Genomic DNA, 24,867 nt, shown 5'->3' with positions numbered 1-24,867 from the left:
TTACTTCGAAGCGTATTTTAAATTAAATATTGCTGCGATCAGAAATACAAAGTTTGCAAACCACGCCGTTAAAAACGGATCTAACATTCCGTTCTTACCAAATGCCTGACTTACTTTCATGAAAACAAGATAAATGAATGTGATCAACAAATTAATCCCAAATTGGAGCGCCAGCCCTCCTCTTCTTTTATTTGCCGAGATTGGCAAACCAAACAACACTACAACTATGCACGAAAAAGCAAATGAAATTCTCGATTGATATTCAATTTCAATTGCAGTCGGATTGTTGCCCGTACGTTTCTGTTCGTCTCCGAAATTTTTCAACTCAACGAGCGACATTTCTTCTGGTTTACGCTGCTTTTTAATTACATCCTCAGGTTTAAAATTCAGTCCAGGAAATTCTTTCACTGCAAATCGCGACATACTTTCCGTTGTGTCGCCGAATACTCGCTCGACTCCATTATACAATACCCATTGATTCTTTAGGGTGTCATATTTCATTCTGAATGCATCGTATCTTCTTAAAATTTTAGTGTTGTCGTTGGGTGAGAATTCCTGAATGCTAACCTGATTAGCCTGGTCGTTAGCAACGTCATAGAGATTAATAGTCACTATTCTGTTCTTTGTATCCTGAAAGTATATATTGCTTCCAAAATAGACTATCCCTTTTTTTAGATAAGTTTGTTCAATAAAAACTTTGTGTTTGTTTGCCATCGGTACAATATAGCCTCCAAAATATACCAATAGAATCGATATAAAAAATGATGTTATAAGAAATGGAGTCATAAAACGATAGATACTAATGCCCGCTGCTTTAATAGCTGTTAATTCATTTAGATTCGACATTTTGCCTGCAGTGAATAAACTTGCCAATAAAACTGCAACTGGCGTCATTAGTCGTATTATTTCAGGCATGAAGACGATGTAGTATTCCGTTATCATACTTGCATCGACATTCTGGTCGATAAAATCGCCGAGTTTTTCCATCATGTCGATGATTACGAAAATCACCGTGAAAGTGATCAATCCAAATAATACGGATTGTAAAAATTGTTTAATCAGATAGCGGTCAAGAATTTTCATTTTCATCCGCATTAAATTTCCAGGATTTAGGTATTGCTTTATTGATGAAGTCGAATTTCAATTCGATACGTTCTCTTGCGCTCTTAATCGTAAGTATGATTCCTAAAATTCCCAACAAAATATTTGCGCTCCATATACCCCAGAAGGGTGATAGTAATCCGCGGTCAGAAAGTTTTTCTCCGCCTATTAAAAATGTCCAGTAAATCAGAAAGAATACAAGGCTGATTCCCGCTGCCATTCCGAAACCACCTTTTCGTGTCATTGTGCCGAGCGGTGCCCCGATTAGTATAAATACTATGCAGGCGAAAGGTAAGGCATACTTTTTATGGATTTCGACCCAATAACGATTAATCTCCTTTTTATTGTATTCAAGTCGGTTTAAAACGTTTATTAATATATTTTTATGATTGATTAATCTTCGTTTAACATTTTCATATATCCTATCGTCTCTCTTCTCGGGTAATGTAAGAGTTTCATTGATTGTAATATTAGAAAGTGTATTGTTTAGTTCGGCCAGATACTTTTCCCTTGTTTTTTGAAGGCTATCGACAATTTGCAACATTTGTGGTGCACCAAGTTCGCGGTCGCCGCGAGGACCGCCCGGTGTCGATTGCTCAAATGTAAATTGTTCAGCAGGCATCGCAATTTTATGTCTGTTAAAACGAAGTCGTCTATATTCATCCCAGTTGCTATTATTAAATTCGTGTATTTCACCCAGCTCTAAATCCATTATCAATTTTTTCTGATTTGGCGAAAGATAAATTATACCTTTTTTCGCAGTAACTACATTAATAGATGGTGGAGTCGAATAGTCATAAATTGTGATCTCCTTCAATATATTTTTTTCCTGGTCGATTTGGCGTGCAAGAATTGAATAATTGGGGACGTCCTGTGAAAATACTCCAGGTACAAGCGATAGTGTCGGTTTTTGACGTGATATATCTTCCATCAAAATTCTGGCAGCATGATTTGCATCGGGATAGATATTGTTATTGAAATAGATTAGAAATAGAGCCAATAAAACGGAGGCTCCAAGGGGTGGCAATATCATTCTGTAGAGACTCATGCCGGTGGCTTTCAAGACGGCAACTTCGTTATTTTGTGCCATTCCTCCGAATGCCATTAAAGTTGCAACCAGAACTGACATCGGTATTACAAGCACGATCATCCAGGCTAGGTTGTAGACTATCAATTTTATAATAATCCATAGTCCCAATCCTTTCCCTACTAATCGGTCGGCGAATTTCATCAGGAACTGTAACAAGAAGATGCCGATGAGTGTAAATACCGAAAAAAGAAAAGGAGCCAGATGGTTTTTTAATATGTATTTTGTTAATATCATTTGTTATAAATTTATAGACATTCAAATTTACCAATAAATAAAGGCAGAATAAAAATTTTTTATCTACTAATTTACTTGAATCCCGCAGTTGTGAAAGTTAAATTTGAATCCATAAGATAATGGGCTTTGAGTCCCTAAAAGAAACTACCGGAGGAGTCGTGGATAATGTAATCAAATATTTGAATACGAATTTTGAAAATTCTTTGGAAGAACTAAAAGAATACCTGCGTATTCCGAGTATCAGCACATCATCAGAACATAGTAAGGATATGGTGAAATGTGCTGAGTTTCTGGCAAACAAACTGAGAAATATCGGTTTGACAAACGTCGAGGTATTCAGTACGGAAAAGCATCCAATCGTATATGGTCAATGGGTTGGGGCTCCGGATAAACCAACTGTTCTTATCTACGGTCATTACGACGTACAACCGGTCGATCCAATTGAAAAATGGTCTTTTCCGCCGTTCGAACCGAAGATTGAAAATGGAAAATTATGGGGGAGGGGAGCAAACGATAACAAAGGTCAACAATTTGCTCATTTAAAAAGTGTAGAAGCTTTTTTTAAGAACTATGGCGCACCGCCGGTTAATGTAAAATTTTTAATTGAAGGCGAAGAGGAAATCGGTAGTGGCAGTTTATCCAAATTTATTTCGAAACATAAAGAGCTTCTCTCATGCGACGCCATATTAATTTCCGACACAAGTATGTACGCTCCTGCAGTCCCGACAATTACATACGGTCTGCGAGGACTTCTTTATATGGAAGTCGAATTGATAGGGCCTAAAGCCGACCTTCATTCCGGAAGTTTCGGTGGAGCTGTTGTCAATCCAGTAAACGAACTGGCAAAAATCATTTCAAAATTGCACGATAAAAACGGACGAGTTACAGTGCCGAATTTTTATAAAGATGTAATGAAATTGACTGAAGCAGAAAAAGAAAATTTCAAACGCCTGAAATTTTCCGATGCAAAATTTGCAAGGGAGTTGGGAGTTAAAACTCTCTACGGCGAAAAAGGGTTCACCACACTGGAACGTCTATGGGTTCGACCAACTCTCGATTGTAACGGAATTGTTGGTGGATTTACAGGCGAAGGAGCAAAGACAATTATTCCATCGAGAGCCTCCGCAAAGATCAGCATGCGACTTGTACCGAATCAGAATCCTAAAAAAATCGCAGCAGATTTCACCAAGTATGTCAAAAGTCTGGCACACGAAGGAGTTATAGTAAACGTAAAGATGATTCATTACGGTTATCCAGTTGTTATTCCGCTTGAAGACAAAACTGTTCAAATAGCGGCCAAGGCAGTCTCGAAGGCTTTCGGTAAAAAAACTGTCTTTACTCGTGAAGGCGGTTCAATTCCTATTGTAGTCGAGTTTATGAATCAGTTAAAAGCCCCTGCAATTTTAATGGGATTAGGACTCGATACGGACAACATCCATTCACCAAACGAGCACTTTGTCCTTGATAATTTGAAAAAGGGGATGATTGCTTCTGCCTACTTTTTGAAAGATTTTTCGGAAATAAAAGGGTCATGAAATTAGTCAAATTATTGGTTCTCTCGCTAATATTAATTTCTGCTTGTACTTCCGAACAAAAAGAAGGAGGAGATGCTGCAACCTCATCCAGTAAAGAAAAAGAAATAAGAGAATACAATCTCGAAGTAGAAAAAGAAAGAACAAAAAACAGATTCCCGTGTGATACTATAGCGCTTGGTGAGTATATCATGGAAAATTATCCGCCCGGCACATATATACTTCAAAATGAACCATCAACAATTTACGGTATACCAAAACCGGCAGTTATTTATTTTAAGGACGGCGGAAATTTTGTTCTGACTCTGATTGTCCGTTCCAAAGAATCAGAAAGATTTGTAGAGAGAAAAAACGTACAGGGATACGAATCAAGTTTCATTAACCTCGACAGTACAAAACTCGGTACAGCATTCTTTTATTTGACCTTATTCGAATGCACCGACAACAACTTCGAAAAAATATGGGAAGCTGAAGTACCAATACACGGAGGCTTCAGTAAAATGTCGATTAAAACATGGCAGCCAAAAAATATTAAATATGTCGAGCTCTTTTATGAAGATGGGATAATTTCGGGACACAGAAAATATAATTTTTTCTTGATAGATGGCTGGCGCAAGCCACCACACTTGCTCGAAACCTACGTGGGTATTGTTCACAAAAGAACCCTTGCCAATATTAATAACGATAAATACCCAGATTATTATGAATACAGATTTATTGAGGACTCGCTCAAAATTCGTGTTCTGGATTCGATACCTTTCTACTGGAACGAAAATAAACAACTTTACGTTACAAAAGTAAATCCGCGCTGGTTTCGCAAATATTGACTGAGTATTAAACAAAAATGGTTGTGTATGTTTATTGGAACGAATAATCATTTAACAAAAAATATTAACGAAGAATATAAATTACTATACCATGGTGCAGGAGCCGTAAGCCTTGAGGAAAATATTACTAAGCTGGAAGGGAAAGAAACTCTGGATTTTTTACATAGAATTTCCACGAACAATCTTAAGGACTTAATCCCTGGCAAAAAAATAAATACACTTTTCTTGAATGATAAGGGGAGATTCATTGATCGAACCGTGTTACTTTATATTACAGATTTCTTCTGGCTGATTGGACAGCATGATCCGGACAAAAAGCTGTTGAACTGGATCAACAAGTATATTATTACTGAGGATATTAAAGCCGAAGACGTTACTTCTGAATATAAAATTATTACGGTTACTGGCGAGCAAAGTGCTTCGTATTTATCACTTATATTTGGACAAGAATTTCATTTAATCGATGATAACAATTTAATTATTACACAAACATCTGGATTCGATACAATATTGTTCAGAAATGTTGAAAAAGGAAATACTTTATATAAGATTGTAATAAAATCAAATCAGTACAAACAATTTTGTGAATATCTCCTTGAAAATAAAAGTGCATTCGACTTCGGCTTTGTCAGCGAAGATGCATTTAAATATTATCGTATCTTACATGGTATAGTTGGTAAGAATGAAATAACAATGGATTTTAATCCGCACGAAGTCGGACTAACTGGTGAAATTAGTTTTACAAAAGGGTGTTATATCGGTCAGGAAGTCATAGTCCGACTCGATACTTATGATAAAGTTCAAAGAAAGTTGGTCGGTATAAAAATCGAAGCGGAAATTCCTGATAAATCATACGAAGTTTACAATGCTGATGAATTAGCTGGAATTATTACAAGCGGCATCAATGTAGAAGGTAAATTTTATGGACTTGCAGTAATTAAGAAAAAATATTTAAACGACACTCCTCTTTATATCAAACACAAGGGAGAAGAATTTGAAATTGAGCTGAGGAAAATTGATTAATCGATGAAAATTTATACTAAAATCGGCGATAATGGTACAACATATTTACTCGGGGGTAAAAAAGTATTTAAAGACGATCTGAGATTAAATGCTTACGGAACAGTGGACGAGTTAAATTCTATTTTAGGATTAGCTATAACAGAAATTGAGAATTCGGAACTCATCGAAGTTTTACGCAGTATACAGGTCGAATTATTTGAGATGGGTACGGACTTGGCAACTCCTGCCGATTCAAATGTCAAAATAGATCGGTTCGAAATGGCAAGGTCTGAGCGCCTTGAAAGATTAATTGACAGTTTTGATGGTCGGCTACCTGTATTGAAAAATTTCATTTTGCCCGGTGGCAGTAAATCTGCAGCCTTGTTGCATTATGCCAGGACGGTTTGCAGAAGGGCTGAAAGAGAAGTTGCGGCATTAATGAAAACAGTTGAAATTGAGAATAATATTTTGGTATATTTGAATCGCCTTTCTGATTTGTTATTTGTATTAGCTCGATATTGTAATCAAATTAACGATACCCCAGAAATTATCTGGAAAAAATAATTTATGGGGGTGATATTGGCTTCGACGGAGCTATAGGTTCTTTGAACTGCACACCGTGTTGCCGTAGACACGTAAAACGACGGTAAAAAAAATAAATGGCGAATATAATTACGCTTTAGCTGCCTAATTAAAAAAAGGTAGCCGTTCTTCAAATTCTCTCGTACCGGGATTTGAACGAACGACGCTTAGGTACGATAGCCGAGCTGAGTGTCCGTGCAGGCGAGGCGAATTTTTAACGGACTGGTTTTGGGCGGAATTGTCTGTTTTTCCAACCGAAACGAGACAAAACCTAAACAGACTATGTGTGTAGACGTTCACTGAAATGTAGCTTCGGACCGGGGTTCGACTCCCCGCACCTCCACAATCCATTATTGTATTCCAAAACAAAATTCCTGCCTCAACGTCTAACAATCCAATAAATCAGGACGTATAATCGATGCGATTGCTCGAAAATCTTTTGTGGATTGTTATTGGAGGTGGAATTATTCTCTTTTTTGAATATTTCATTGCTGGTTTATTACTCTGTATAACAATTATAGGAATTCCTTTTGGCGTTCAACTAATCAAGATTTCTTTTCTTACACTCCTTCCGTTTGGCAAAGAAGTTGTACAAACAGAAAGGGGAAGTGGTTGTATATCAACATTTATGAATTTGTTGTGGATCTTAACTGGTGGAATACTAATCTCAATTACACATTTTATTTTTGCACTCCTTTGCGCAATAACAATAATCGGTATCCCTTTTACTACACAGCATCTAAAACTGGCGTCATTATCCCTTACTCCGTTTGGACATAATTATAAATGAAATAAGTCAGATACAAAATAAAATTCTAATGCAAGACTGAATGAATTTTTGAAAAAAGAATATAATTTTCTATAGAATCTATAAAATAGAACGAAAACAGTATTCTAATTTTTTGAGGATTAGCTAAAAAGTATGTTTATATTTTAATTTAACAAAAACAGATGTTCAAGTTATCTCAATACTTAGTATTCTTTATAAAAGACATTTATAAGCTATGTTAAAATTTCACGATGATTCTTCTTGCTGGTTATTAAACTTATTAAGAAGAAATTATGATTTAGTGTTCAGGGCAAGTAAGTCGCTTAATATTGAAAATCCAGTTTCGATCTTTCCAGCTCCCTTGCCAACTATTGTAATATCACCCATTAAATCAGTCGTTATTGTAAGTGCGTTTACCGAGCCCATTATTCCTGCTAATGGATGAGTCATTGGAACAAGTTCTGGTTTAACATAGGCTTTTATTCGACCATCCTTTTTTTCAATCGAACCGATTAATTTCCAGCGAGCATTTTTTCTTTTTGCTTCTTTAATATCTTCTTGGGTTATTTTCGTAATACCTTTGCATTTTACTTGATTGATATCGAGTTTAATGCCCATCAATACATTAGCCAGAATTGTTACTTTAGCCCGTGCATCGTAACCTTGTACGTCGTTTGTTGGATCGGCTTCTGCGTATCCGAGTTTTTGTGCCTCTTTGAGAGCTTCTTCATAACCCATGCCTTCTTCCATACGCGTAAGAATATAATTCGTTGTGCCGTTTAATATTCCTTTAAAAGCGCTTATATTATTTCCGGCAAGAGGACCTTTCACCAGGTTAATAACTGGAGTTCCGCTTAATACAGTACCTTCAATCATGAAACGTACACCATATTTATCTGCAAGTCGTTTCAATCTGTGGTAGGCAAGCGCGGCTGGTCCTTTATTACTTGTAACGATATGTTTCCTGTTCTTAAACGCAGTTTCGCAATGCTTAATGGCCGGTTGACCATTTTTCAGATTGGTGTATGCGAGTTCACAAACGACATTTGAATTAGATTTTTCGATTGTCTCAATTGCATCCCACTCAACTTTATCTTTAATAAATTTACCCTTTTCGTTTATTTCACGCAGTAATCTTTTAAGATTAAGTCCTTCGGGATTATATACTGTGCCGAATCTGATATCACTGACAGCAACAATTTCATAGTGGTAGTTATATTTTTTTGCCAGTTCATTTTTTTTGTTGATTAATATTTCACACAGCCCCTGCGCAACTGTGCCAAAACCAATTAAAGCAATTCTTTGTTTCATAATTGTTATTCTCTATTAATGATTGAGTGCAAAAATAAACTGAATTGTCCAATCTTCCAAAAAAGACACCGAGTATTTAGATATACATGTGGATGAATAATTATGCAATATTTTTTCAAAAAAAACTTGACATCTAATCAATTAACCCTTATAATTGCATTCGAGTTATGGCTGAAAATAAAAAACATATTAAAACCAATCAAATATCCGGCGGGCCACAAGCACACGCTAACAACAGCCTTTTTGTTTCTTTTAACTCATCTTTAGATACTAACCTTCTAGGGATTATCAATCTAATTATTATCAATATTATTAGCCTAGTGATTATACTAGGGTAATAATATTTAGTCAATCCCTAACCATAACATAAAATAACTTTTAAGATAATTTAGGGATTGACTAAACCCTAAAGGTATATCTAAAGTTATATTTCTTTACAAAGTTAGAGGATTGAAATGAGATCAGATTTAATTAAAAAAGGTTTCGACAAAGCACCGCATCGAAGCTTATTAAAAGCTACCGGTGTAATCAAATCGGATGAAGATTTTAATAAGCCATTCATCGGCGTGTGCAATTCTTATATTGATTTAGTTCCAGGTCATGTTCACCTTCAAGAATTTGGAAAAATAGTAAAAGAAGAAATTCGTAAGGCGGGCGGAGTGCCATTCGAGTTCAATACAATTGGTGTGGACGATGGAATAGCAATGGGGCATATCGGCATGCGTTATTCACTTGCAAGCAGAGAATTAATTGCCGATAGTGTTGAGACCGTTGCCGAAGCTCATCGACTCGATGGATTGGTTTGTATTCCGAATTGCGATAAAATCGTTCCAGGTATGTTAATGGCTGCCGTTAGACTTAATATACCTGCTATTTTTATTTCCGGTGGTCCAATGAAAGCCGGCTATACGCCATCAGGTAATGTCGTCGATCTGATCTCGGTTTTTGAAGGAGTTGGGAAGTATTCCACAGGTGAAATTAACGACGAGCAATTAAAAGAACTTGAAAACTTTGCATGCCCCACATGCGGCTCTTGTAGCGGTATGTTTACAGCCAACTCGATGAACTGTCTTATGGAAGCCCTTGGAATTGCTTTGCCTGGTAACGGCTCAATACTTGCCGTCGATTCTAAAAGACTTGAATTAGCAAAAGAAGCAGCACGTAAAATTATCGACCTGATAAATAAAGATTTAAAACCGAGAGATATTATTACCAAGAAATCGATACTTAATGCTTTTGCTTTAGACATGGCGATGGGAGGAAGTACAAATACAGTTTTGCATACTCTGGCGATTGCAAACGAAGCTGAAATCGATTTTGAATTAAATGAACTGAATAAACTGGCTCAAAAAGTACCATATATTTGCAAAGTATCTCCAGCAACAAAAAATGTCCATATGGAAGATGTAGACCGCGCAGGCGGGATATCTGCCATCCTCAAAGAAATTTCGAAGATAGAGGGATTGCTCTCTCTGGATTCCCCTACAGTTACAGGGAAAACACTTGGCGAGAACATTGCCAATGCAGAAATTAAAGACTTTAATGTAATAAGAACAATCGATAATCCTTTCAGCAAAACCGGTGGATTGGCGGTGCTGTTCGGTAATCTGGCTCCTTATGGAGCGGTTGTTAAAACTGGCGCTGTCGATCCAAATATGCTAGTCCATCGTGGACCTGCTGTTATTTTTAATTCACAGGATGAAGCTTTACAAGGAATAAGAGGCGGGAAAATTAAACCAGGTGACGTTGTCGTTATAAGATATGAGGGACCAAAAGGCGGGCCAGGAATGCCGGAAATGCTGGCTCCTACGAGCGAAATTATGGGAATGGGACTGGGAGATAAAGTCGCTCTGATTACTGACGGTCGATTCTCTGGAGGGACAAGGGGAGCTTGTATTGGACATGTTTCACCTGAAGCTGCCGATCGAGGTCCAATTGCAGCTTTAAGAAATGGCGATATAATTTCGATTGATATACCAAATTATAAATTAGAAGTGGAGCTCAGCCAGGAAGAAATCGAAAAAAGACTGGCTGAATTGCCTCCATTCATCCCCAAAATTAAAAAGGGTTATTTAGCCCGCTATTCAAGAATGGTTACTTCTGCTAATACCGGTGCAATATTAAATTTTAATGAAGATAAATGAAAGGGGTAATTATGAACACAAAAAAAAATAAAATGTCCGGTGCGGATATTTTCTTTGAATGTCTTAAGAGAGAAGGCGTAGAATATATCTTCGGGTATCCCGGTGGTGCTGTATTGCCTATCTACGAAAAACTCTATGACGTCGATTTCTTAAAACACATCTTAGTCAGACACGAACAAGGCGCCACACATATGGCCGAAGGTTATGCAAAAGCAACTGGGAAAGTTGGCGTTGTACTTGTAACTTCGGGTCCGGGTGCTACTAATACAGTCACAGGTATTACAGACGCTTATATGGACTCTGTTCCAATTGTCGTTTTTACAGGTCAGGTTCCCACACACCTGATTGGCAACGATGCATTTCAGGAAGCTGACATTTGCGGTATAACACGACCTATTACCAAGCACAACTTTCTTGTAAGAGATATTTCTGAACTTGCTTCTACAATAAAACAAGCATTTTATATCGCTTCAACTGGCCGACCCGGTCCTGTTGTAGTAGATTTACCGAAAAATGTAATTAACAGCATCACTGAATTTAATTACCCCGATAAAATAGAACTCAGAGGATACAAACCCAAGGTTTTCGGTCATCAGAATCAAATTAAAAAAGCCGCCATGATGCTTCAAAAAGCAAAAAGACCATTGCTTTATGTAGGCGGCGGAGTTATAATGTCAGGAGGACATCGGGAATTGTATCTCCTGGCAAAAGAAAATAATCTACCTGTTACAATGACTCTTCAAGGACTTGGTGCATTTCCTGGAACCGACCCTCAATCGCTTGGAATGCTCGGAATGCACGGCACTTACTGGGCAAATCAAGCGGTTAATCATTGCGACTTGCTCATTTCACTGGGAGCGCGTTTCGACGATAGAGTCACAGGAAAAGTTGATACATTTGCTCGCAATGCCTACAAAATTCACGTAGATATCGATCCTACTTGCATCGATAAAAATATTATTGTCGATTTGCCAATCGTAGGCGATGTTAAACATGTAATGGCAGAACTTGCCTCTGAAATTACACGTAAACCTGAACTGGATGAATGGTGGGAGCAGATCAATAAATGGAAGAGTGAATGCCCTCTCGAATACGATATGTCCGATGGTCGACTGAGAGCTCAATATGTAATTGAAAAATTGTCTGAACTTACGAAAGGCGAAGCGATTATTGTTACGGACGTAGGTCAAAATCAAATGTGGACGGCACAATATTACAAGTTCAATCATCCACGCTCACACATTACAAGCGGCGGACTTGGAACAATGGGCTTTGCCCTGCCTGCCTCAATTGGGGTAGCATTCGGCGTAAAAGACCGTCCTGTAATTTCAATCAACGGAGACGGCGGATTCCAGATGAATATTCAAGAATTGGTAACTGCCGTTTATTATAAACTGCCCATTAAAATAATTGTACTAAACAACAGTTTCCTCGGTATGGTACGACAATGGCAGGAACTTTTCCACGCCGAAAAATACAGTTTTACAGATCTCTCGGACAGCAATCCAGATTTTGTTAAAGTGGCCGAAGCTTTTGGCGTTAAAGCATATTCGACCGACAGTCCTCATAACGTAGAACACTTACTCAAGGAAATGCTCGACTATAACGATGGCCCCATAATGGTCGAATTCAAAGTTGCTAAAGAAGATATGGTATTCCCCATTGTGCCTGCGGGAGCTTCTATTAGCGATATGATTATTCGTAGATTAGATCCAAAGGAGATGGTCTAAAATGATGCACATAATATCTGCTCTCGTAGAAAATAAATTCGGTGCATTCAACAGAGTAGTAACAATGTTCAGCGCCAAAGGGTACAACATACATTCTATTTCCATTGGAGAAACAGAGGATCCCTCCATTTCCAGAATGACTATCGTAACAGAAGGTGAAGATAAAGTTATTGAACAGATTGTTAAGCAGTTGAATCGACTGATCGATACTATTAAAATTATCGACATGACCAATCAGCCGAAAGTGCAACGAGAATTGATGCTGATTACGGTTTATTATCAAAAAGGGACCCGTTCTGAAATTATTGATATTTGCGAAATCTTCAGAGGAAATGTAGTTGATATTAATAATAGAACAATTATGCTGGAAATTACCGGTCCACCAGAAAAAATTGATGCGGCTATAAATGTTCTCGAACCATTTGGAATAAAAGAGATTGCGCGTTCGGGAACAGTAGTGCTGCGCCGCGGTGAACAAATAAGAAAACTTACGAAAGAAAATGAAGGCGAACATAAAAAAATCAATGGAGATAAAAAATGAAAGTCTATTATGACCAGGATGCAAATCTGGATATCCTGAAAGGGAAAAAAATTGCTGTAATGGGATATGGTAGTCAGGGACATGCTCATGCTCTCAATCTAAAAGACAGTGGAATGGATGTCGGAATCGGATTGAGGAAATCTTCTGCAAGATGGAAAGAAGCCGAAGAAGCAGGTCTCAAAGTTTTTACAGTAGACGAAGCTGCTAAATGGGCTGACATTATTATGATTTTGTTACCAGACCAGAATCAGAAAGAAGTTTATGAAAGTCAAATTAAACCTTATTTAAGCGAAGGCAAAACTCTTGCTTTTGCTCACGGTTTTAATATTCATTATAAACAAATTGTGCCTCCTGAAAATATTGACGTTATTATGATTGCACCCAAAGGTCCAGGACACTTAGTACGCCGTACTTTTCAGGAAGGCAGCGGCACTCCATGTTTAATTGCAATTCAGCAGGATTTTTCTGGACAAGCGCGCAATAAAGCTCTGGCGTGGGCTAAAGGAATTGGCGGAACACGCGCTGGCGTTATCGAAACGACTTTCAAAGACGAAACCGAAACTGACCTTTTCGGTGAACAAGCGGTACTCTGCGGTGGTTCGGCTGAACTGATTAAAGCCGGTTTTGAAACACTCGTCGAAGCGGGCTATCCGGCTGAACTGGCTTATTTCGAATGTATGCACGAGCTAAAATTAATCGTCGACCTTTACTACGAAGGAGGTCTTAGTCGAATGAACTATTCCGTAAGCGATACGGCTGAATATGGAGGAATGACCAGAGGTCCTCGAGTAATTAATAGCGATACAAAAAAAGTAATGAAAGAAATACTGAACGAAATACAGAGCGGCAAATTCGCCGAAGAATGGATTGAAGAAAATAAAAAAGGTCAACCTACCTTAAATAAATTGAGAAAAGAAAATCAGGAGCATCCAATCGAAAAAATTGGAGCCAAATTAAGAAGTATGATGAGCTGGCTCAAAAAAAACTAAAAGGGGAAATTATGTATCGGATAGCATTATTACCGGGCGACGGCATCGGACCCGAAGTTGTAAATGCAGCAGTAAAAGTATTAAAAGCTGCAGGAGAAAAATTCAACACCGAGTTTGAATTTAAAACTGCACTTATTGGTGGCTCTTCTTATGACAGGTTCAAAACACCATTGACAGATGAAACTCTCGATATTTGTTATAGCTCCGATGCAGTTTTCCTGGGAGCCGTTGGAGGTCCTCAGTGGGAAAATCTTGAACATCATCTAAAACCAGAAGCGGCTTTACTAAAAATCAGAAAAGCTCTGGGACTCTTTGCCAATCTGAGACCTGCTCGGGTTTATAATTCCATGCTCGAGAATTCATCTCTAAAAGCCGATGTTCTTAGAGGCACAGATATATTGATACTCAGGGAACTTACGGGCGGCATCTACTTTGGCGAGCCTCGAGGTTATGACGACCAGAAAGGTTTCAATACAATGATTTATACAAAGGAAGAAGTTGTACGCATTGCGCATAAAGCATTTGAATTTGCAAGACAACGTAATAAAAAAGTTACTTCTGTCGACAAAGCCAATGTCCTAGAAGTATCGCAATTCTGGAGAAAAGTAGTAACAGAAGTTCATAAAGATTATCAGGATGTCGCCTTGAACCACATGTACGTCGACAATGCAGCAATGCAAATTGTAAGAGATCCCAAACAATTCGATGTGATTTTGACTTCGAATCTCTTTGGCGATATCTTGAGCGATATTGCCGCTATGATTACCGGTAGCCTTGGTATGTTACCTTCGGCAAGCCTCGGAACAAAATATGCGCTTTATGAACCTGTACACGGTAGTGCGCCCGACATTGCCGGTAAAGGTATTGCCAATCCAATTGCTGCCATTTCTTCAGCTGCGATGATGCTTAAATATTCTTTCCAGATGGACAAAGCTTCGGAGATTATCGAAAATTCAATCGAAAACGTTTTGTCGAAAGGATATAGAACTAAAGACATCTTTAAAGAAGGAACCAAACTTGTTTCTACAGAAGAAATGACAAATTTGATAATAGAAGAATTTGAAAAGATTGTGGCTACTCAAGCAATCAATGTTTTTACTTTATGAGATAGATATTAACGGAGTGTAAAATGAATGATAATAAAATATATATTTTCGACACAACTTTAAGAGACGGCGAACAGTCGCCCGGCGCATCTTTGAACGTTCACGAAAAAATTGAAATAGCACACCAGTTAGCAAAATTAAACGTGGACATAATTGAAGCGGGTTTTCCAATTTCATCGCCTGCTCAGTTCGAAGCCGTAAAGCGAATTGCTGAAGAAGTAAATTGCGTCATTGCAGCACTCTCGCGAGCAAATGAAAAAGATATAAAAGTTGCCGCTGAAGCTCTTGCACCTGCGCCACGCAAAAGAATTCATACTTTTGCAAGTACTTCCGACTATCATATACTCGGAAAATTCGGACACGAACGCTATGGCAGAACTCTCGAAGAAAAGCGACAAACAATTATCAAAATGTCATATGATGCTGTGACGTATGCAAAGACCTTTACAGACGATGTCGAGTTCTCGGCTGAAGATGCCGGCAGGACAGATATCGGTTACCTTGTCGATGTAATAGAAGCGGCAATCGAAGCTGGAGCAACAACGGTAAATATTCCTGATACGACAGGTTACACTCTTCCGTTTGAATTTGCCGCTAAGATAGCAGAATTGAGAAAGAGAGTTAAAAATATTGAGAAAGTAATTATTAGCGTTCATTGCCATAACGATCTGGGGCTTGCAGTCGCAAATTCGATTGCTGCAGTTCAAAGTGGAGCTCGTCAGGTTGAATGTACTATAAACGGAATTGGCGAAAGAGCTGGAAACGCTTCTCTGGAAGAATTCGTAATGGCGCTGAATGTAAGAAAAGACCTGCTTAATTTTTATACTGACGTAAACACTAAAGAAATTTACAATACAAGTAAAATGGTCTCGGCATTTACAGGACTTCTTGTACAACGTAATAAAGCTATTGTCGGAGAAAATGCCTTTGCACATGAATCGGGAATACACCAGGATGGAGTTCTGAAAAGACGCGATACTTATGAAATTATGACCCCAGAAAGTGTAGGAATACCTAAAAACAATATTGTACTGGGCAGACATTCAGGTAGACACGGACTTAAAGTTAGGCTTCAGGAACTCGGTTACAAAGTTAATGATGAAGAACTCCAGAATATCTACAAGGCATTTATCGAACTGGCAGATAAGAAAAAAGAAATATTTGACGACGATCTGAGAATGCTTATGGGTGACGAAATTCAAAAAGTAAATGAGAGTTATGAACTTGAGTACATCCAGGTTAATACAGGTTCAAATCTTATTCCGAATGCTGTCGTCAAGATAAATTATAACGGCGAGATCTATTCCGAGTCAGCAACTGGCGACGGGCCTGTCGACGCCGTATTCAATGCAATTGAGCGTGCTCTTTCGATCAGTTCAGAAGTCGAATCATACCAGGTGCGTTCTGTTACATCCGGACGCGAAGCTATGGGTGAGGTGATTATAAGGATTCGGAGCGGCAACAAATCGTTCATGGGAAGAGGCATTTCAACCGATATTATTGAAGCCAGTGCAAAAGCTTATTTAAATGCCCTCAATCAGAAAGAAAAATACTTCAGACAAACGTCAATCAAAAATAACGAATCAATTTCAGAAGTAATTTAATAAAGGAATAAATTATGGGTATGACTATAACCGAAAAAATTATGGCTAAGTCATCGGGTAAAAAAAGAGTAGAGCCTGGTGAAAGTATTTGGCTTAATGTAGATGTATTGATGACGCACGATGTGTGCGGACCTCCAACTATTGAAATCTGGAAAAGAGAATTCGGTGATAAAGCAAAAATATGGGATAAAGAAAAGCTGGTCATCTTTCCTGACCATTATATTTTTACGAAAAATCCTCAGGCAAATCGTAACGTTAATATTCTGAGAGAATTTGCCAGTGAATATGACGTCCCAAATTATTACGACGTAGGTACTGACCGATATAAGGGCGTTTGTCACATTGCACTTGCTGAAGAAGGATATAATTTACCCGGCACGGTTTTATTCGGAACCGATTCTCATACGTGTACTTCAGGTGCATTCGGTATGTTTTCAACGGGAGTAGGAAATACAGACGCTGCGTTTATCCTCGGTACCGGCAAAATTTGGGAAAAAGTACCTGAATCACTCAAGTTTATTTTTGAAGGTAAATTGCCAGAATATCTGACTGCCAAAGATTTGATCTTAATGATACTTGGTGATATTACTACAGATGGCGGCACATATAGAGCTTTAGAATTCGACGGCGAAGCTATCTTCTCGATGCAGATGGACGAAAGAATGACCTTGACGAATATGGCCATCGAAGCTGGTGCCATGAATGGCATAATTAAAGCAGATGAAATTACCGAAAAATATGTGAGAGAAAGAACCGATAAACCGTACGAAATTTTTGAAAGCGACCCCGACGCAAAATATCGAGAAATCTATCGTTATAATGTAAATAAAATCGAACCATTGGTCGCAAAGCCACATAGCCCCGATAATAGAGATACGGTCAGAAATGTTGCGGGCAGAAAACTTACCAAGTGTTATATTGGCTCGTGCACGGGCGGTAAACTCACCGATTTTTATAATGCTGCTAAAATTATTTTCGGAAGTGAAGTTAAAGTTCCTACTTTTATTGTACCTGGTAGCACTTACGTTGCCAAGCAACTCGAAGTGGAAACCATCAACGGAATTACATTGAAAGAAATATTTGAGAAAGCTGGCTGTATAATTGCTCAATCGTCATGCGCTGCTTGCCTGGGTGGACCTGCAGACACTGTTGGACGGGCTACGGACGGCGAGGTGATAATTTCGACTACCAACAGAAATTTCCCAGGCAGAATGGGTAGCAAGAAATCGGAAGTCTATCTGGCTTCACCATTGACCGTTGCTGCTTCTGCAGTAACAGGAGTAATAACCGACCCGAGAGAATTTTTATAAAATAATATTAGAGAATTAAAATGGAAAAAATAATAAAAGGTAGAGCATTTGTACTTGGAGACAATATTGATACCGACCAGATAATTCCTGCCGAGCATCTGGTCTATAGTTTAAGCGATCCGGAGGAAGCGAAAAATTATGGACGATTTGCACTTTCAGGAGTCCCTTTAAATCAGTCCGGGTTACCTGAAGGGGGAATTCCTTTTGTTGAAGAAAATCAGTATCAAACTAAATATCAGATTATAATTGGTGGTGCAAATTTTGGATGCGGATCTTCGCGCGAGCACGCACCTTTCGCGCTTCAAGTTGCAGGCGCTAAGGCAATTGTTGCCGAATCTTATGCGCGAATATTTTATCGCAATTGTGTTGATGGTGGCTTTGTTGTGCCCTATGAAACACCAGAAAAACTCAACGATAAAATAGAAACAGGAGATCAACTTGAACTCGATCTGAATGAGAATACATTGAAGAATTTATCTAAAAACGAAACTTATAAACTTCGACCGCTTGGCGATATTTTACCGATCATCGAAGCGGGAAATATTTTCGAATATGCCCGTAAAAATAATATGATTTAAACTAAGAGGATGAAATTATGCTAATAGAAATATTTGATACAACATTACGAGATGGAACACAGGGCGAAGGTGTAAACCTATCGGTTCAGGATAAACTCCTAATTGCTAAAAAACTCGATGAGTTCGGAATCGATATTATTGAAGGAGGTTGGCCAGGCAGCAATCCAAAGGACGAGGAATTTTTTAAGAAAGCAAAAGAATTGAACCTTCATCATGCACAGTTATGTGCTTTCGGCTCGACTGCCAGATCAGTTAAGAATGTTGAATCGGACTATAATTTGAATTCTCTAATTAATACTGAAACGCCTATTGTTACAATTTTTGGAAAAACCTGGAGACTCCATTCCGAAAAAGGTCTGGGTTTAACCGACTCTGAGAACGAAGAATTGATTTATAAATCCGTCAAATATTTGAAATCGCACGAAAGAAGGGTAATATTCGATGCGGAACACTTTTTTGACGGTTATAAGGATAGCCCCGAGTTTGCACTCAAAATGCTCGAAGCTGCTCTAAAAGGCGGTGCCGATACGCTGGTGTTATGCGATACAAACGGAGGTACATTACCTGAAGAGGTATATGAAATTACAAAAACTGTAAGGGAAAAATTTGACGTTAAAATTGGCATTCATGCTCACAACGACTCTGAACTTGCAGTGGCAAATTCGCTGGCTGCTGTAAGAGCCGGAGCTTGCCATGTGCAGGGTACAATCAATGGACTGGGTGAACGATGCGGCAATGCAAACCTCTGCAGTATCATTCCAAACCTGATTTTAAAAATGAACTATGATACCAATCAAAAATCAAATCTATCTAACCTAACTTCTGTTTCTAATTATGTTTATGAAATAATGAATCTCCATCCGAATACAAGAGCAGCATTTACAGGCAAATCTGCTTTTGCACACAAAGGTGGAGTTCACGTAAGCGCAGTTTTGAAAGAAAGTAGAATGTATGAACATATTGCTCCTGAGTTGGTAGGAAACAAACAGCGAGTTCTGGTTTCGGATTTATCGGGCCAGAGTAATGTCCGTTATAAAGCAAAAGAAGTTGGAGTAGACATCGGCGACGATAATGAACTGAGCAAGAAAATTGTCAATCATATAAAATCGCTTGAATACAACGGATATCAATTTGACGGTGCCGAAGCATCTTTTGAATTATTGCTCAGAGCCGAAACCAATGAATTTTCTCCTTTCTTTAAGGTACTAGATTCAAAAGTAAACGTTTTTTACGACGAAGAAGGTCATTCGAATGCCGAAGCAGTTCTCAAAATCGAAGTCAATGGAGAAATTGAACATACTGCCTCCGACGGTGATGGTCCTGTAAATGCGCTCGACAAAGCTCTGCGTAAAGCACTTATCAGATTTTATCCTGAAGTTGCCAACATAAAATTAGTTGACTACAAGGTTAGAGTTCTCGACGAAAAAGAAGGTACAGCAGCAAAAGTAAGGGTTATGATTGAATCGAGCGACGGTAAAGATGCCTGGGGAACAGTAGGTGTATCTACTAATATTATCGAAGCAAGTTTTAAGGCCTTAAGCGACAGTATAAATTATAAGCTTTTTCAGTATAACAAAAACAAACAATTAGCCGAAAAGTGAATCTGATTAAAAGGAAAATAAGCCTTCTTTGGGCTTATTTTCCGTTTAATTCTGAAAGTTCTTTCGAACGTTTTTCTGCATTCAATATCGCACTGGCAAAAATTTCGTCGAATCGATTTTCCTTCAATGTTTTTAAAGCAGCTTCAGTCGTACCCCCCTTTGAAGCAACTTTATTGATGAGCACATCGAGTTCGCTATCCGAATTATTCATTACATGAAAGGCTCCGTGCATAGTGTGCATTACTAATAAATTTGCCAGACTTTCGTCAAATCCCATTTTCTTTGCTGTTTCGGTCATTATTTTTACGATATAATAGAAATACGCAGGACCACTACCGCTCAGTGCTGTTACACCGTCCATCAGATTTTCATCTTCGATCATAAAAGTTCTGCCGGTCGTGTTAAGCAGGTTTTCCACTGTCGAAAGATGATGTACATTAGTTTCCGGAGTGGGAATGTAAACCGTAATACCCATTCCAAATTGAGCGGGCATATTTGGCATGGCTCTAACGATAAATTTATGCTCAAGTTTTTCCTTAAGAGTAACTAACCTTACTCCTGCTAAGATCGAAATCAATAGTGTATCTTGGGGTATTTTGCCTATTAAACTTTTAGCTAATCCCGTAAAGTCCTGGGGTTTTACGGAAAGTATTAATACATCGCTCTTTAATGTTTCATTTGATATTTGAGTGGTTACTTTGCCTAATTTTAATGAATTTAATTCTGCAGCGTGTTTGTCGTCCTTAGCAATTAATGTAAGGTCTTCAAAAGTGGTTTTGTGATATTGTAAAAAAGCACGTGCATAAGTCAAACCCATATTACCGCAGCCGAGTATTGTAATTTTCATTTTTCTACCGTAAAGATTATTAAACGGCGTAAATTTAGTAATTTTTCGAGAAATTTTATAAGTTTGTATCTCTTAAAACTACTAATGATTCAAAATAGCAGAAAAATCTATCTATATATTGCATTTTATTGAAAAGCGTTCTATATTTGATGCTCGCTTTTTGACTTTATGTGGATAGATATGTCTGGGCGGACGCCGGAGTTGGAGAGCCGGGGCGGACTGTAAATCCGTTGGCGAATGCCTTTGGGGGTTCGAATCCCTCGCCGCCCACTCGATTAAACTCGGTAATAATTATCGGGATTTTTTTTGCAGTTTAATGCTGTTCATTAAATTTTGATTTTCAATCTTCTGAAAAGCTGATTGAATGCGGGAGTAACTCAGTTGGTAGAGTCACAGCCTTCCAAGCTGTTGGTCGCGGGTTCGAGTCCCGTCTCCCGCTCACAAGTTTTTAATGCGAAAAACAGCTGGAAATTGTTCTTAAATAAATTTTGATGTAGCTTATCCGTTAACTGACGGAAGCAGGACATAGAATCAGCTATAAATTTTTCAAAATATTATTTTAAAATGATGCTGATGTAGCTCAGTTGGTAGAGCACTTCCTTGGTAAGGAAGAGGTCACCGGTTCAATCCCGGTCATCAGCTCTAATCAATATATATTTTTTTGTTTTAAAGGATTATTAATAAACCAAAGCAAATAAAATGGCCAAAGCAAAAAACATTAGACAGATAATTGTATTGGAGAGCTCTGCTGGAACTGGTTATCGTTACACAACAACCAAAAATAAACGGAACCACCCTGGCCGCGTAGAATACAAAAAGTACGACCCGGTCGTTAGAAAACACGTAATATTTAAGGAAACTAAATAATACGTCAGTAGCTCAATTGGCAGAGCAGCGGTCTCCAAAACCGCAGGCTGGGGGTTCGAGTCCCTCCTGACGTGCTAGACATAAAAATGTGCGATTATGAAAGAAAAAATTATCAACTTTGTCAATGATGTCGTCAAGGAGATGAAAAAGGTCACCTGGCCGACAAAAGAAGAATTGAAAGAGTCTACTGTGATTGTAGTTGTCGTATGTTTAATTTTAGCACTCTTTACATATGTTATTGATATGTCTCTTAATCAAATATTAAAAGGAATCTTTTAGAATTGGATACCCAGTTAGGTAAATGGTATGTAGTTAGAACTTTTTCGGGACACGAAAATAAGGTAAAAACTTTGATCGAAAACGAACTCCAGGACAATGAATATTTAAGAGCCCGAGTCTATGAAGTTTTGGTTCCAACCGAAAAAGTTTTCGAAGTTAAAGACGGGAAGAAAAAAACTAAAAAGAAAAATTTCTTTCCTGGCTATATACTATTGTGTGCCGACCTGGATGCTAAAGTTAAGGATTTTATCCTCAATACTCCTTCTGTAATGGGTTTTCTTGGCTCTCAAAAAACTCCAATTCCACTTCAACCCGATGAAGTAAAGAGAATTGTGGGGAGAATTACAAAAGACGAAGATGCCGAACGTACCGAAACATTATTTAGAGCCGGAGATTATGTTAAAATAATCGATGGACCTTTTAATAATTTTTCGGGAGTAGTTGAAGAAGTTAACGAAGAAAAAATGAAAATAAAGGTCATGGTTTCGATTTTCGGGCGTAAAACCCCCGTCGAAATTGACTTTGCTCAAGCAGAATTAGAGAAATAATTAAGGTAGAAAAATGGCAAAGAAAGTAGAAGGTTATATCAAGCTGCAAATTCCCGGAGGACAGGCAAACCCTTCGCCACCCGTAGGGCCTGCTCTTGGTCAAAAGGGCGTTAACATTATGGAATTTTGTAAACAATTTAACGCCAGAACAGCCGACAAGCAGGGGTTGATCATACCTGTTGTAATTACGGTTTATTCGGATAAATCATTTACATTTATAACAAAAACTCCTCCTGCTGCAGTGCTACTTAAAAAGGCATTGAAACTCGATAAAGGTTCGCCCGAACCAAATAAAACCAAAGTTGGAAAAGTTACCAAAGCGCAATTGCGCGAAATTGCAGAATTAAAAATGCCCGACTTAAATGCTAATGATATCGAACATGCAATGAGCATGATTGCTGGTACTGCAAGAAGTATGGGAATTACAGTTGAAGATTAACAAATAGTGGATGACGTTATGAAAGTTTCAAAAAGAATGAAAACTATAAAGGAAAAAGTCGAAGCCCAGAAAGAATATACTTTGAAAGAAGCTATTGATAAGTTAAAAGAACTCTCAAAGGTAAAGTTTGACGAAACTTTAGATTGTGCAATAAGATTGGGTGTCGATCCGAGACACGCCGACCAGATGGTCAGAGGCACGGTCTCGCTTCCTCACGGTACGGGAAAGGATGTCAAAGTTCTTGTTATTGCCAAAGCTTCTAAAGCAAAGGAAGCACTGGACGCTGGGGCCGATTATGCAGGATTTGAAGAATATCTCGAGAAAATTAAGGAAGGTTGGGCGGACGTCGACGTGATCATTGCAACTCCCGATTCGATGGCTGAGCTAGGAAAATTAGGAAAAATTCTGGGTCCCAAAGGTCTTATGCCCAATCCAAAAAGCGGTACTGTTACTCAGGATGTAGCTCAGGCTGTTAAAGAAGTTAAGGCTGGAAAAATCGAATTTCGTGTCGACAAAGCTGGTATTGTGCATACGGCACTCGGTAAAATTTCTTTTGATTCAGATAAACTAGTAGATAATGCCAGAGCTTTCCTCAATACAATTGTAAAGATGAAGCCCGCTTCTGCAAAAGGCCAGTATATTAAAAGTATTTATTTGTCTACTACAATGGGACCTGGTTTAAAAATTAGCAAAGACGAAGTAGCTTCCATCTAACAAAGATTACGCACTCACCCGTATATAATCTATACGGGTTTTATTTATAAATGCTTCTAAAGCCGAACGATGTAATAACTGATACGGGAGAATGATGAAAAAAGAGAAAAAATATGAGGTTGTAGAGCAGATTAAAGAACTTGTAAGTAATTCAAATGCAATCTATCTGGTAGACTATAAAGGAGTTAACGTTGAAGATATCAATAAACTCCGTTCTACATTCAGGAAAGAAGGTGTTACTTACAAGGTATTCAAGAATACGCTCTTCAAGAAAGCCCTCGAAAATTTAGGCGGTTACGAAAAGCTCTATGACCAATTAGTCGGAATGACTGGAGTGGCATTTGCTCGGGAAAATTACGTTGCCCCGGCAAAAATCATCAAAAAATATTTTGATGAAACTGGAAAATTCCAGTTCAAAGGATGCTACCTCGAGTCGAATTTTTATCCTGCCGACCAATTGAATACACTGGCTTCAATGCCGTCAAAAGAAGAATTGATTGCCGGAATTATCGGAAGTATAAACTCCCCGGCATCAGGAATCGTCGGCGCAATCAATGCTGTAATGCGCGACATAGTTAGTCTTGTTGACGAGATATCCAAGAAAAAAGCAGCATAATTTTTAAAGAAATAATTAAGAAATAGGAGATATAAAAATGTCAGAAAAAGTTGCAGAAATTGTTGAAAAAATCAAAGCCCTTACGCTTGTTGAAGCAGCTGAATTAAAGAAAGCTCTCGAAGATGAATTTGGTGTTACTGCCGCAGCTCCTGTTGTAATGGCAGCTGGAGTTGCTACTGGTGGCGATGCAGCACCTGCTGAAGAAAAAACTGAATTCGACGTTATTCTCGAAAATGCAGGTGCTACCAAGATTAACGTTATCAAAGTTGTCCGTGCTCATACTTCTCTTGGACTTAAAGAAGCGAAGGATTTGGTTGACAGCGCTCCAAAACCAATTAAAGAAGGCGTCTCTAAGGAAGAAGCCGAAAAAATCAAGAAGGAATTGGAAGAAGCTGGCGCTACTGTCACAATTAAGTAATTATACGATTTTCCTGGAAAATCATATTAATTTTCGAAGTGGTAAAACGGAATTGCCGGGTTACCACTTTCTTTCATTTAATGAAAGA

25 protein-coding genes, 4 tRNA genes and 1 other RNA gene are annotated in these 24,867 nt (G+C 38.3%); 26 read left to right on the top strand and 4 right to left on the bottom strand.

Annotated elements, in window-relative coordinates:
* Together lptG and ACUN8G_RS10650 are read right to left on the bottom strand one after the other, a co-directional pair.
* The gene (gene lptG / locus ACUN8G_RS10655) at positions 1 to 1,083 is read right to left on the bottom strand and encodes an LPS export ABC transporter permease LptG (protein ID WP_437347456.1); all 1,083 of its coding nucleotides are present in this window, start codon (positions 1,081 to 1,083) and stop codon (positions 1 to 3) included.
* Complete coding sequence (locus ACUN8G_RS10650) at positions 1,070 to 2,425, bottom strand: LptF/LptG family permease (RefSeq protein WP_437347457.1); 1,356 nt, start codon at positions 2,423 to 2,425, stop codon at positions 1,070 to 1,072. Before ACUN8G_RS10650 ends, lptG begins: the two co-directional genes overlap by 14 nt.
* Positions 2,426 to 2,583: 158 nt before the next feature.
* Here ACUN8G_RS10650 and ACUN8G_RS10645 point away from each other — a divergent pair, with 158 nt between their 5' ends.
* From ACUN8G_RS10645 to ACUN8G_RS10620, 6 genes are all read left to right on the top strand, one after another.
* Positions 2,584 to 3,960 carry a dipeptidase gene (locus ACUN8G_RS10645; protein WP_437347458.1) on the top strand — a complete coding sequence of 459 codons (1,377 nt, stop codon included), beginning with the start codon at positions 2,584 to 2,586 and terminating at the stop codon, positions 3,958 to 3,960.
* Positions 3,957 to 4,784 (top strand): hypothetical protein, encoded by an 828-nt coding sequence (locus tag ACUN8G_RS10640; protein WP_437347459.1) that lies wholly within the window; start codon positions 3,957 to 3,959, stop codon positions 4,782 to 4,784. The genes ACUN8G_RS10645 and ACUN8G_RS10640 overlap by 4 nt, the downstream gene beginning before the upstream one ends.
* Positions 4,785 to 4,811: 27 nt before the next feature.
* Positions 4,812 to 5,807: a CAF17-like 4Fe-4S cluster assembly/insertion protein YgfZ gene (gene ygfZ, locus ACUN8G_RS10635; protein WP_437347460.1), complete on the top strand. Its 996-nt coding sequence runs from the start codon at positions 4,812 to 4,814 to the stop codon at positions 5,805 to 5,807.
* Between the two features lie 3 nt (positions 5,808 to 5,810).
* Entirely contained in the window at positions 5,811 to 6,350 is a 540-nt protein-coding gene (locus ACUN8G_RS10630) for a cob(I)yrinic acid a,c-diamide adenosyltransferase (protein ID WP_437347461.1), read from the top strand.
* Positions 6,351 to 6,355: 5 nt separating this feature from the next.
* Positions 6,356 to 6,714, top strand: a transfer-messenger RNA (tmRNA) gene (gene ssrA / locus ACUN8G_RS10625).
* Between the two features lie 72 nt (positions 6,715 to 6,786).
* On the top strand, positions 6,787 to 7,158 hold the full coding sequence (locus tag ACUN8G_RS10620; protein ID WP_437347462.1) for a YccF domain-containing protein: 372 nt from the start codon (positions 6,787 to 6,789) through the stop codon (positions 7,156 to 7,158).
* A gap of 270 nt (positions 7,159 to 7,428) precedes the next feature.
* Here the strand turns inward: ACUN8G_RS10620 and ACUN8G_RS10615 are convergent, their stop codons facing one another.
* Entirely contained in the window at positions 7,429 to 8,448 is a 1,020-nt protein-coding gene (locus tag ACUN8G_RS10615; RefSeq protein ID WP_437347463.1) for a homoserine dehydrogenase, read from the bottom strand.
* Between the two features lie 455 nt (positions 8,449 to 8,903).
* Here ACUN8G_RS10615 and ilvD point away from each other — a divergent pair, with 455 nt between their 5' ends.
* From ilvD to cimA, 9 genes are read left to right on the top strand one after another with little or no spacing between them, the layout of a single operon-like run.
* Positions 8,904 to 10,592, top strand: a complete 1,689-nt coding sequence (gene ilvD / locus ACUN8G_RS10610) for a dihydroxy-acid dehydratase (RefSeq protein WP_437347464.1) — start codon at positions 8,904 to 8,906, stop codon at positions 10,590 to 10,592.
* A gap of 11 nt (positions 10,593 to 10,603) precedes the next feature.
* Positions 10,604 to 12,322: a biosynthetic-type acetolactate synthase large subunit gene (gene ilvB, locus ACUN8G_RS10605; protein WP_437347465.1), complete on the top strand. Its 1,719-nt coding sequence runs from the start codon at positions 10,604 to 10,606 to the stop codon at positions 12,320 to 12,322.
* Position 12,323: 1 nt separating this feature from the next.
* Positions 12,324 to 12,863 carry an acetolactate synthase small subunit gene (gene ilvN / locus ACUN8G_RS10600; protein ID WP_437347466.1) on the top strand — a complete coding sequence of 180 codons (540 nt, stop codon included), beginning with the start codon at positions 12,324 to 12,326 and terminating at the stop codon, positions 12,861 to 12,863.
* Positions 12,860 to 13,852, top strand: a complete 993-nt coding sequence (ilvC, locus tag ACUN8G_RS10595; RefSeq protein ID WP_437347467.1) for a ketol-acid reductoisomerase — start codon at positions 12,860 to 12,862, stop codon at positions 13,850 to 13,852. Before ilvN ends, ilvC begins: the two co-directional genes overlap by 4 nt.
* Positions 13,853 to 13,863: 11 nt before the next feature.
* The gene (leuB, locus tag ACUN8G_RS10590; RefSeq protein WP_437347468.1) at positions 13,864 to 14,958 is read left to right on the top strand and encodes a 3-isopropylmalate dehydrogenase; all 1,095 of its coding nucleotides are present in this window, start codon (positions 13,864 to 13,866) and stop codon (positions 14,956 to 14,958) included.
* Between the two features lie 23 nt (positions 14,959 to 14,981).
* Positions 14,982 to 16,562, top strand: a complete 1,581-nt coding sequence (locus tag ACUN8G_RS10585; protein ID WP_437347469.1) for a 2-isopropylmalate synthase — start codon at positions 14,982 to 14,984, stop codon at positions 16,560 to 16,562.
* A 14-nt stretch (positions 16,563 to 16,576) separates the two neighbouring features.
* Entirely contained in the window at positions 16,577 to 17,872 is a 1,296-nt protein-coding gene (locus tag ACUN8G_RS10580; RefSeq protein ID WP_437347470.1) for a 3-isopropylmalate dehydratase large subunit, read from the top strand.
* A gap of 20 nt (positions 17,873 to 17,892) precedes the next feature.
* Entirely contained in the window at positions 17,893 to 18,450 is a 558-nt protein-coding gene (locus ACUN8G_RS10575; protein WP_437347471.1) for a LeuD/DmdB family oxidoreductase small subunit, read from the top strand.
* 17 nt (positions 18,451 to 18,467) lie between these two features.
* Positions 18,468 to 20,051 (top strand): citramalate synthase, encoded by a 1,584-nt coding sequence (gene cimA, locus ACUN8G_RS10570; protein WP_437347472.1) that lies wholly within the window; start codon positions 18,468 to 18,470, stop codon positions 20,049 to 20,051.
* Positions 20,052 to 20,085: 34 nt separating this feature from the next.
* On the opposite strand, the gene proC is transcribed toward cimA, so the two are convergent.
* A complete protein-coding gene (gene proC / locus ACUN8G_RS10565; protein WP_437347473.1) occupies positions 20,086 to 20,898 on the bottom strand; it encodes a pyrroline-5-carboxylate reductase in 813 nt (270 codons plus the stop codon).
* Between the two features lie 186 nt (positions 20,899 to 21,084).
* Between proC and ACUN8G_RS10560 the strand changes: the two genes are divergently transcribed.
* The 11 genes from ACUN8G_RS10560 to rplL all read left to right on the top strand — a co-directional run bounded on the left by ACUN8G_RS10560 (position 21,085) and on the right by rplL (position 24,779).
* Positions 21,085 to 21,168: transfer RNA gene (locus tag ACUN8G_RS10560), tRNA-Tyr, on the top strand.
* Between the two features lie 96 nt (positions 21,169 to 21,264).
* Positions 21,265 to 21,337: transfer RNA gene (locus ACUN8G_RS10555), tRNA-Gly, on the top strand.
* Between the two features lie 130 nt (positions 21,338 to 21,467).
* Positions 21,468 to 21,540, top strand: a tRNA-Thr gene (locus tag ACUN8G_RS10550).
* 57 nt (positions 21,541 to 21,597) lie between these two features.
* Positions 21,598 to 21,765, top strand: coding sequence for a 50S ribosomal protein L33 (gene rpmG / locus ACUN8G_RS10545; RefSeq protein ID WP_014854911.1), 168 nt, complete (start codon positions 21,598 to 21,600; stop codon positions 21,763 to 21,765).
* A 1-nt stretch (position 21,766) separates the two neighbouring features.
* Positions 21,767 to 21,839: transfer RNA gene (locus tag ACUN8G_RS10540), tRNA-Trp, on the top strand.
* A 22-nt stretch (positions 21,840 to 21,861) separates the two neighbouring features.
* A complete protein-coding gene (secE, locus tag ACUN8G_RS10535; protein WP_445480938.1) occupies positions 21,862 to 22,044 on the top strand; it encodes a preprotein translocase subunit SecE in 183 nt (60 codons plus the stop codon).
* A 2-nt stretch (positions 22,045 to 22,046) separates the two neighbouring features.
* Positions 22,047 to 22,592 (top strand): transcription termination/antitermination protein NusG, encoded by a 546-nt coding sequence (gene nusG / locus ACUN8G_RS10530; protein WP_437347474.1) that lies wholly within the window; start codon positions 22,047 to 22,049, stop codon positions 22,590 to 22,592.
* A gap of 13 nt (positions 22,593 to 22,605) precedes the next feature.
* Positions 22,606 to 23,031 (top strand): 50S ribosomal protein L11, encoded by a 426-nt coding sequence (rplK, locus tag ACUN8G_RS10525; RefSeq protein ID WP_437347475.1) that lies wholly within the window; start codon positions 22,606 to 22,608, stop codon positions 23,029 to 23,031.
* An 18-nt stretch (positions 23,032 to 23,049) separates the two neighbouring features.
* Positions 23,050 to 23,745: a 50S ribosomal protein L1 gene (gene rplA / locus ACUN8G_RS10520; RefSeq protein ID WP_437347476.1), complete on the top strand. Its 696-nt coding sequence runs from the start codon at positions 23,050 to 23,052 to the stop codon at positions 23,743 to 23,745.
* A gap of 94 nt (positions 23,746 to 23,839) precedes the next feature.
* Entirely contained in the window at positions 23,840 to 24,361 is a 522-nt protein-coding gene (rplJ, locus tag ACUN8G_RS10515) for a 50S ribosomal protein L10 (RefSeq protein WP_437347477.1), read from the top strand.
* Between the two features lie 37 nt (positions 24,362 to 24,398).
* Positions 24,399 to 24,779, top strand: a complete 381-nt coding sequence (gene rplL / locus ACUN8G_RS10510; protein WP_437347478.1) for a 50S ribosomal protein L7/L12 — start codon at positions 24,399 to 24,401, stop codon at positions 24,777 to 24,779.
* The last annotated feature ends 88 nt before the right edge of the window (positions 24,780 to 24,867 follow it).

The sequence above is a fragment of the Melioribacter sulfuriphilus genome (genome assembly GCF_052656625.1).
Note: the sequence above shows the minus strand (reverse complement) of the source record. Positions and strands in the feature narration are given on the sequence as shown.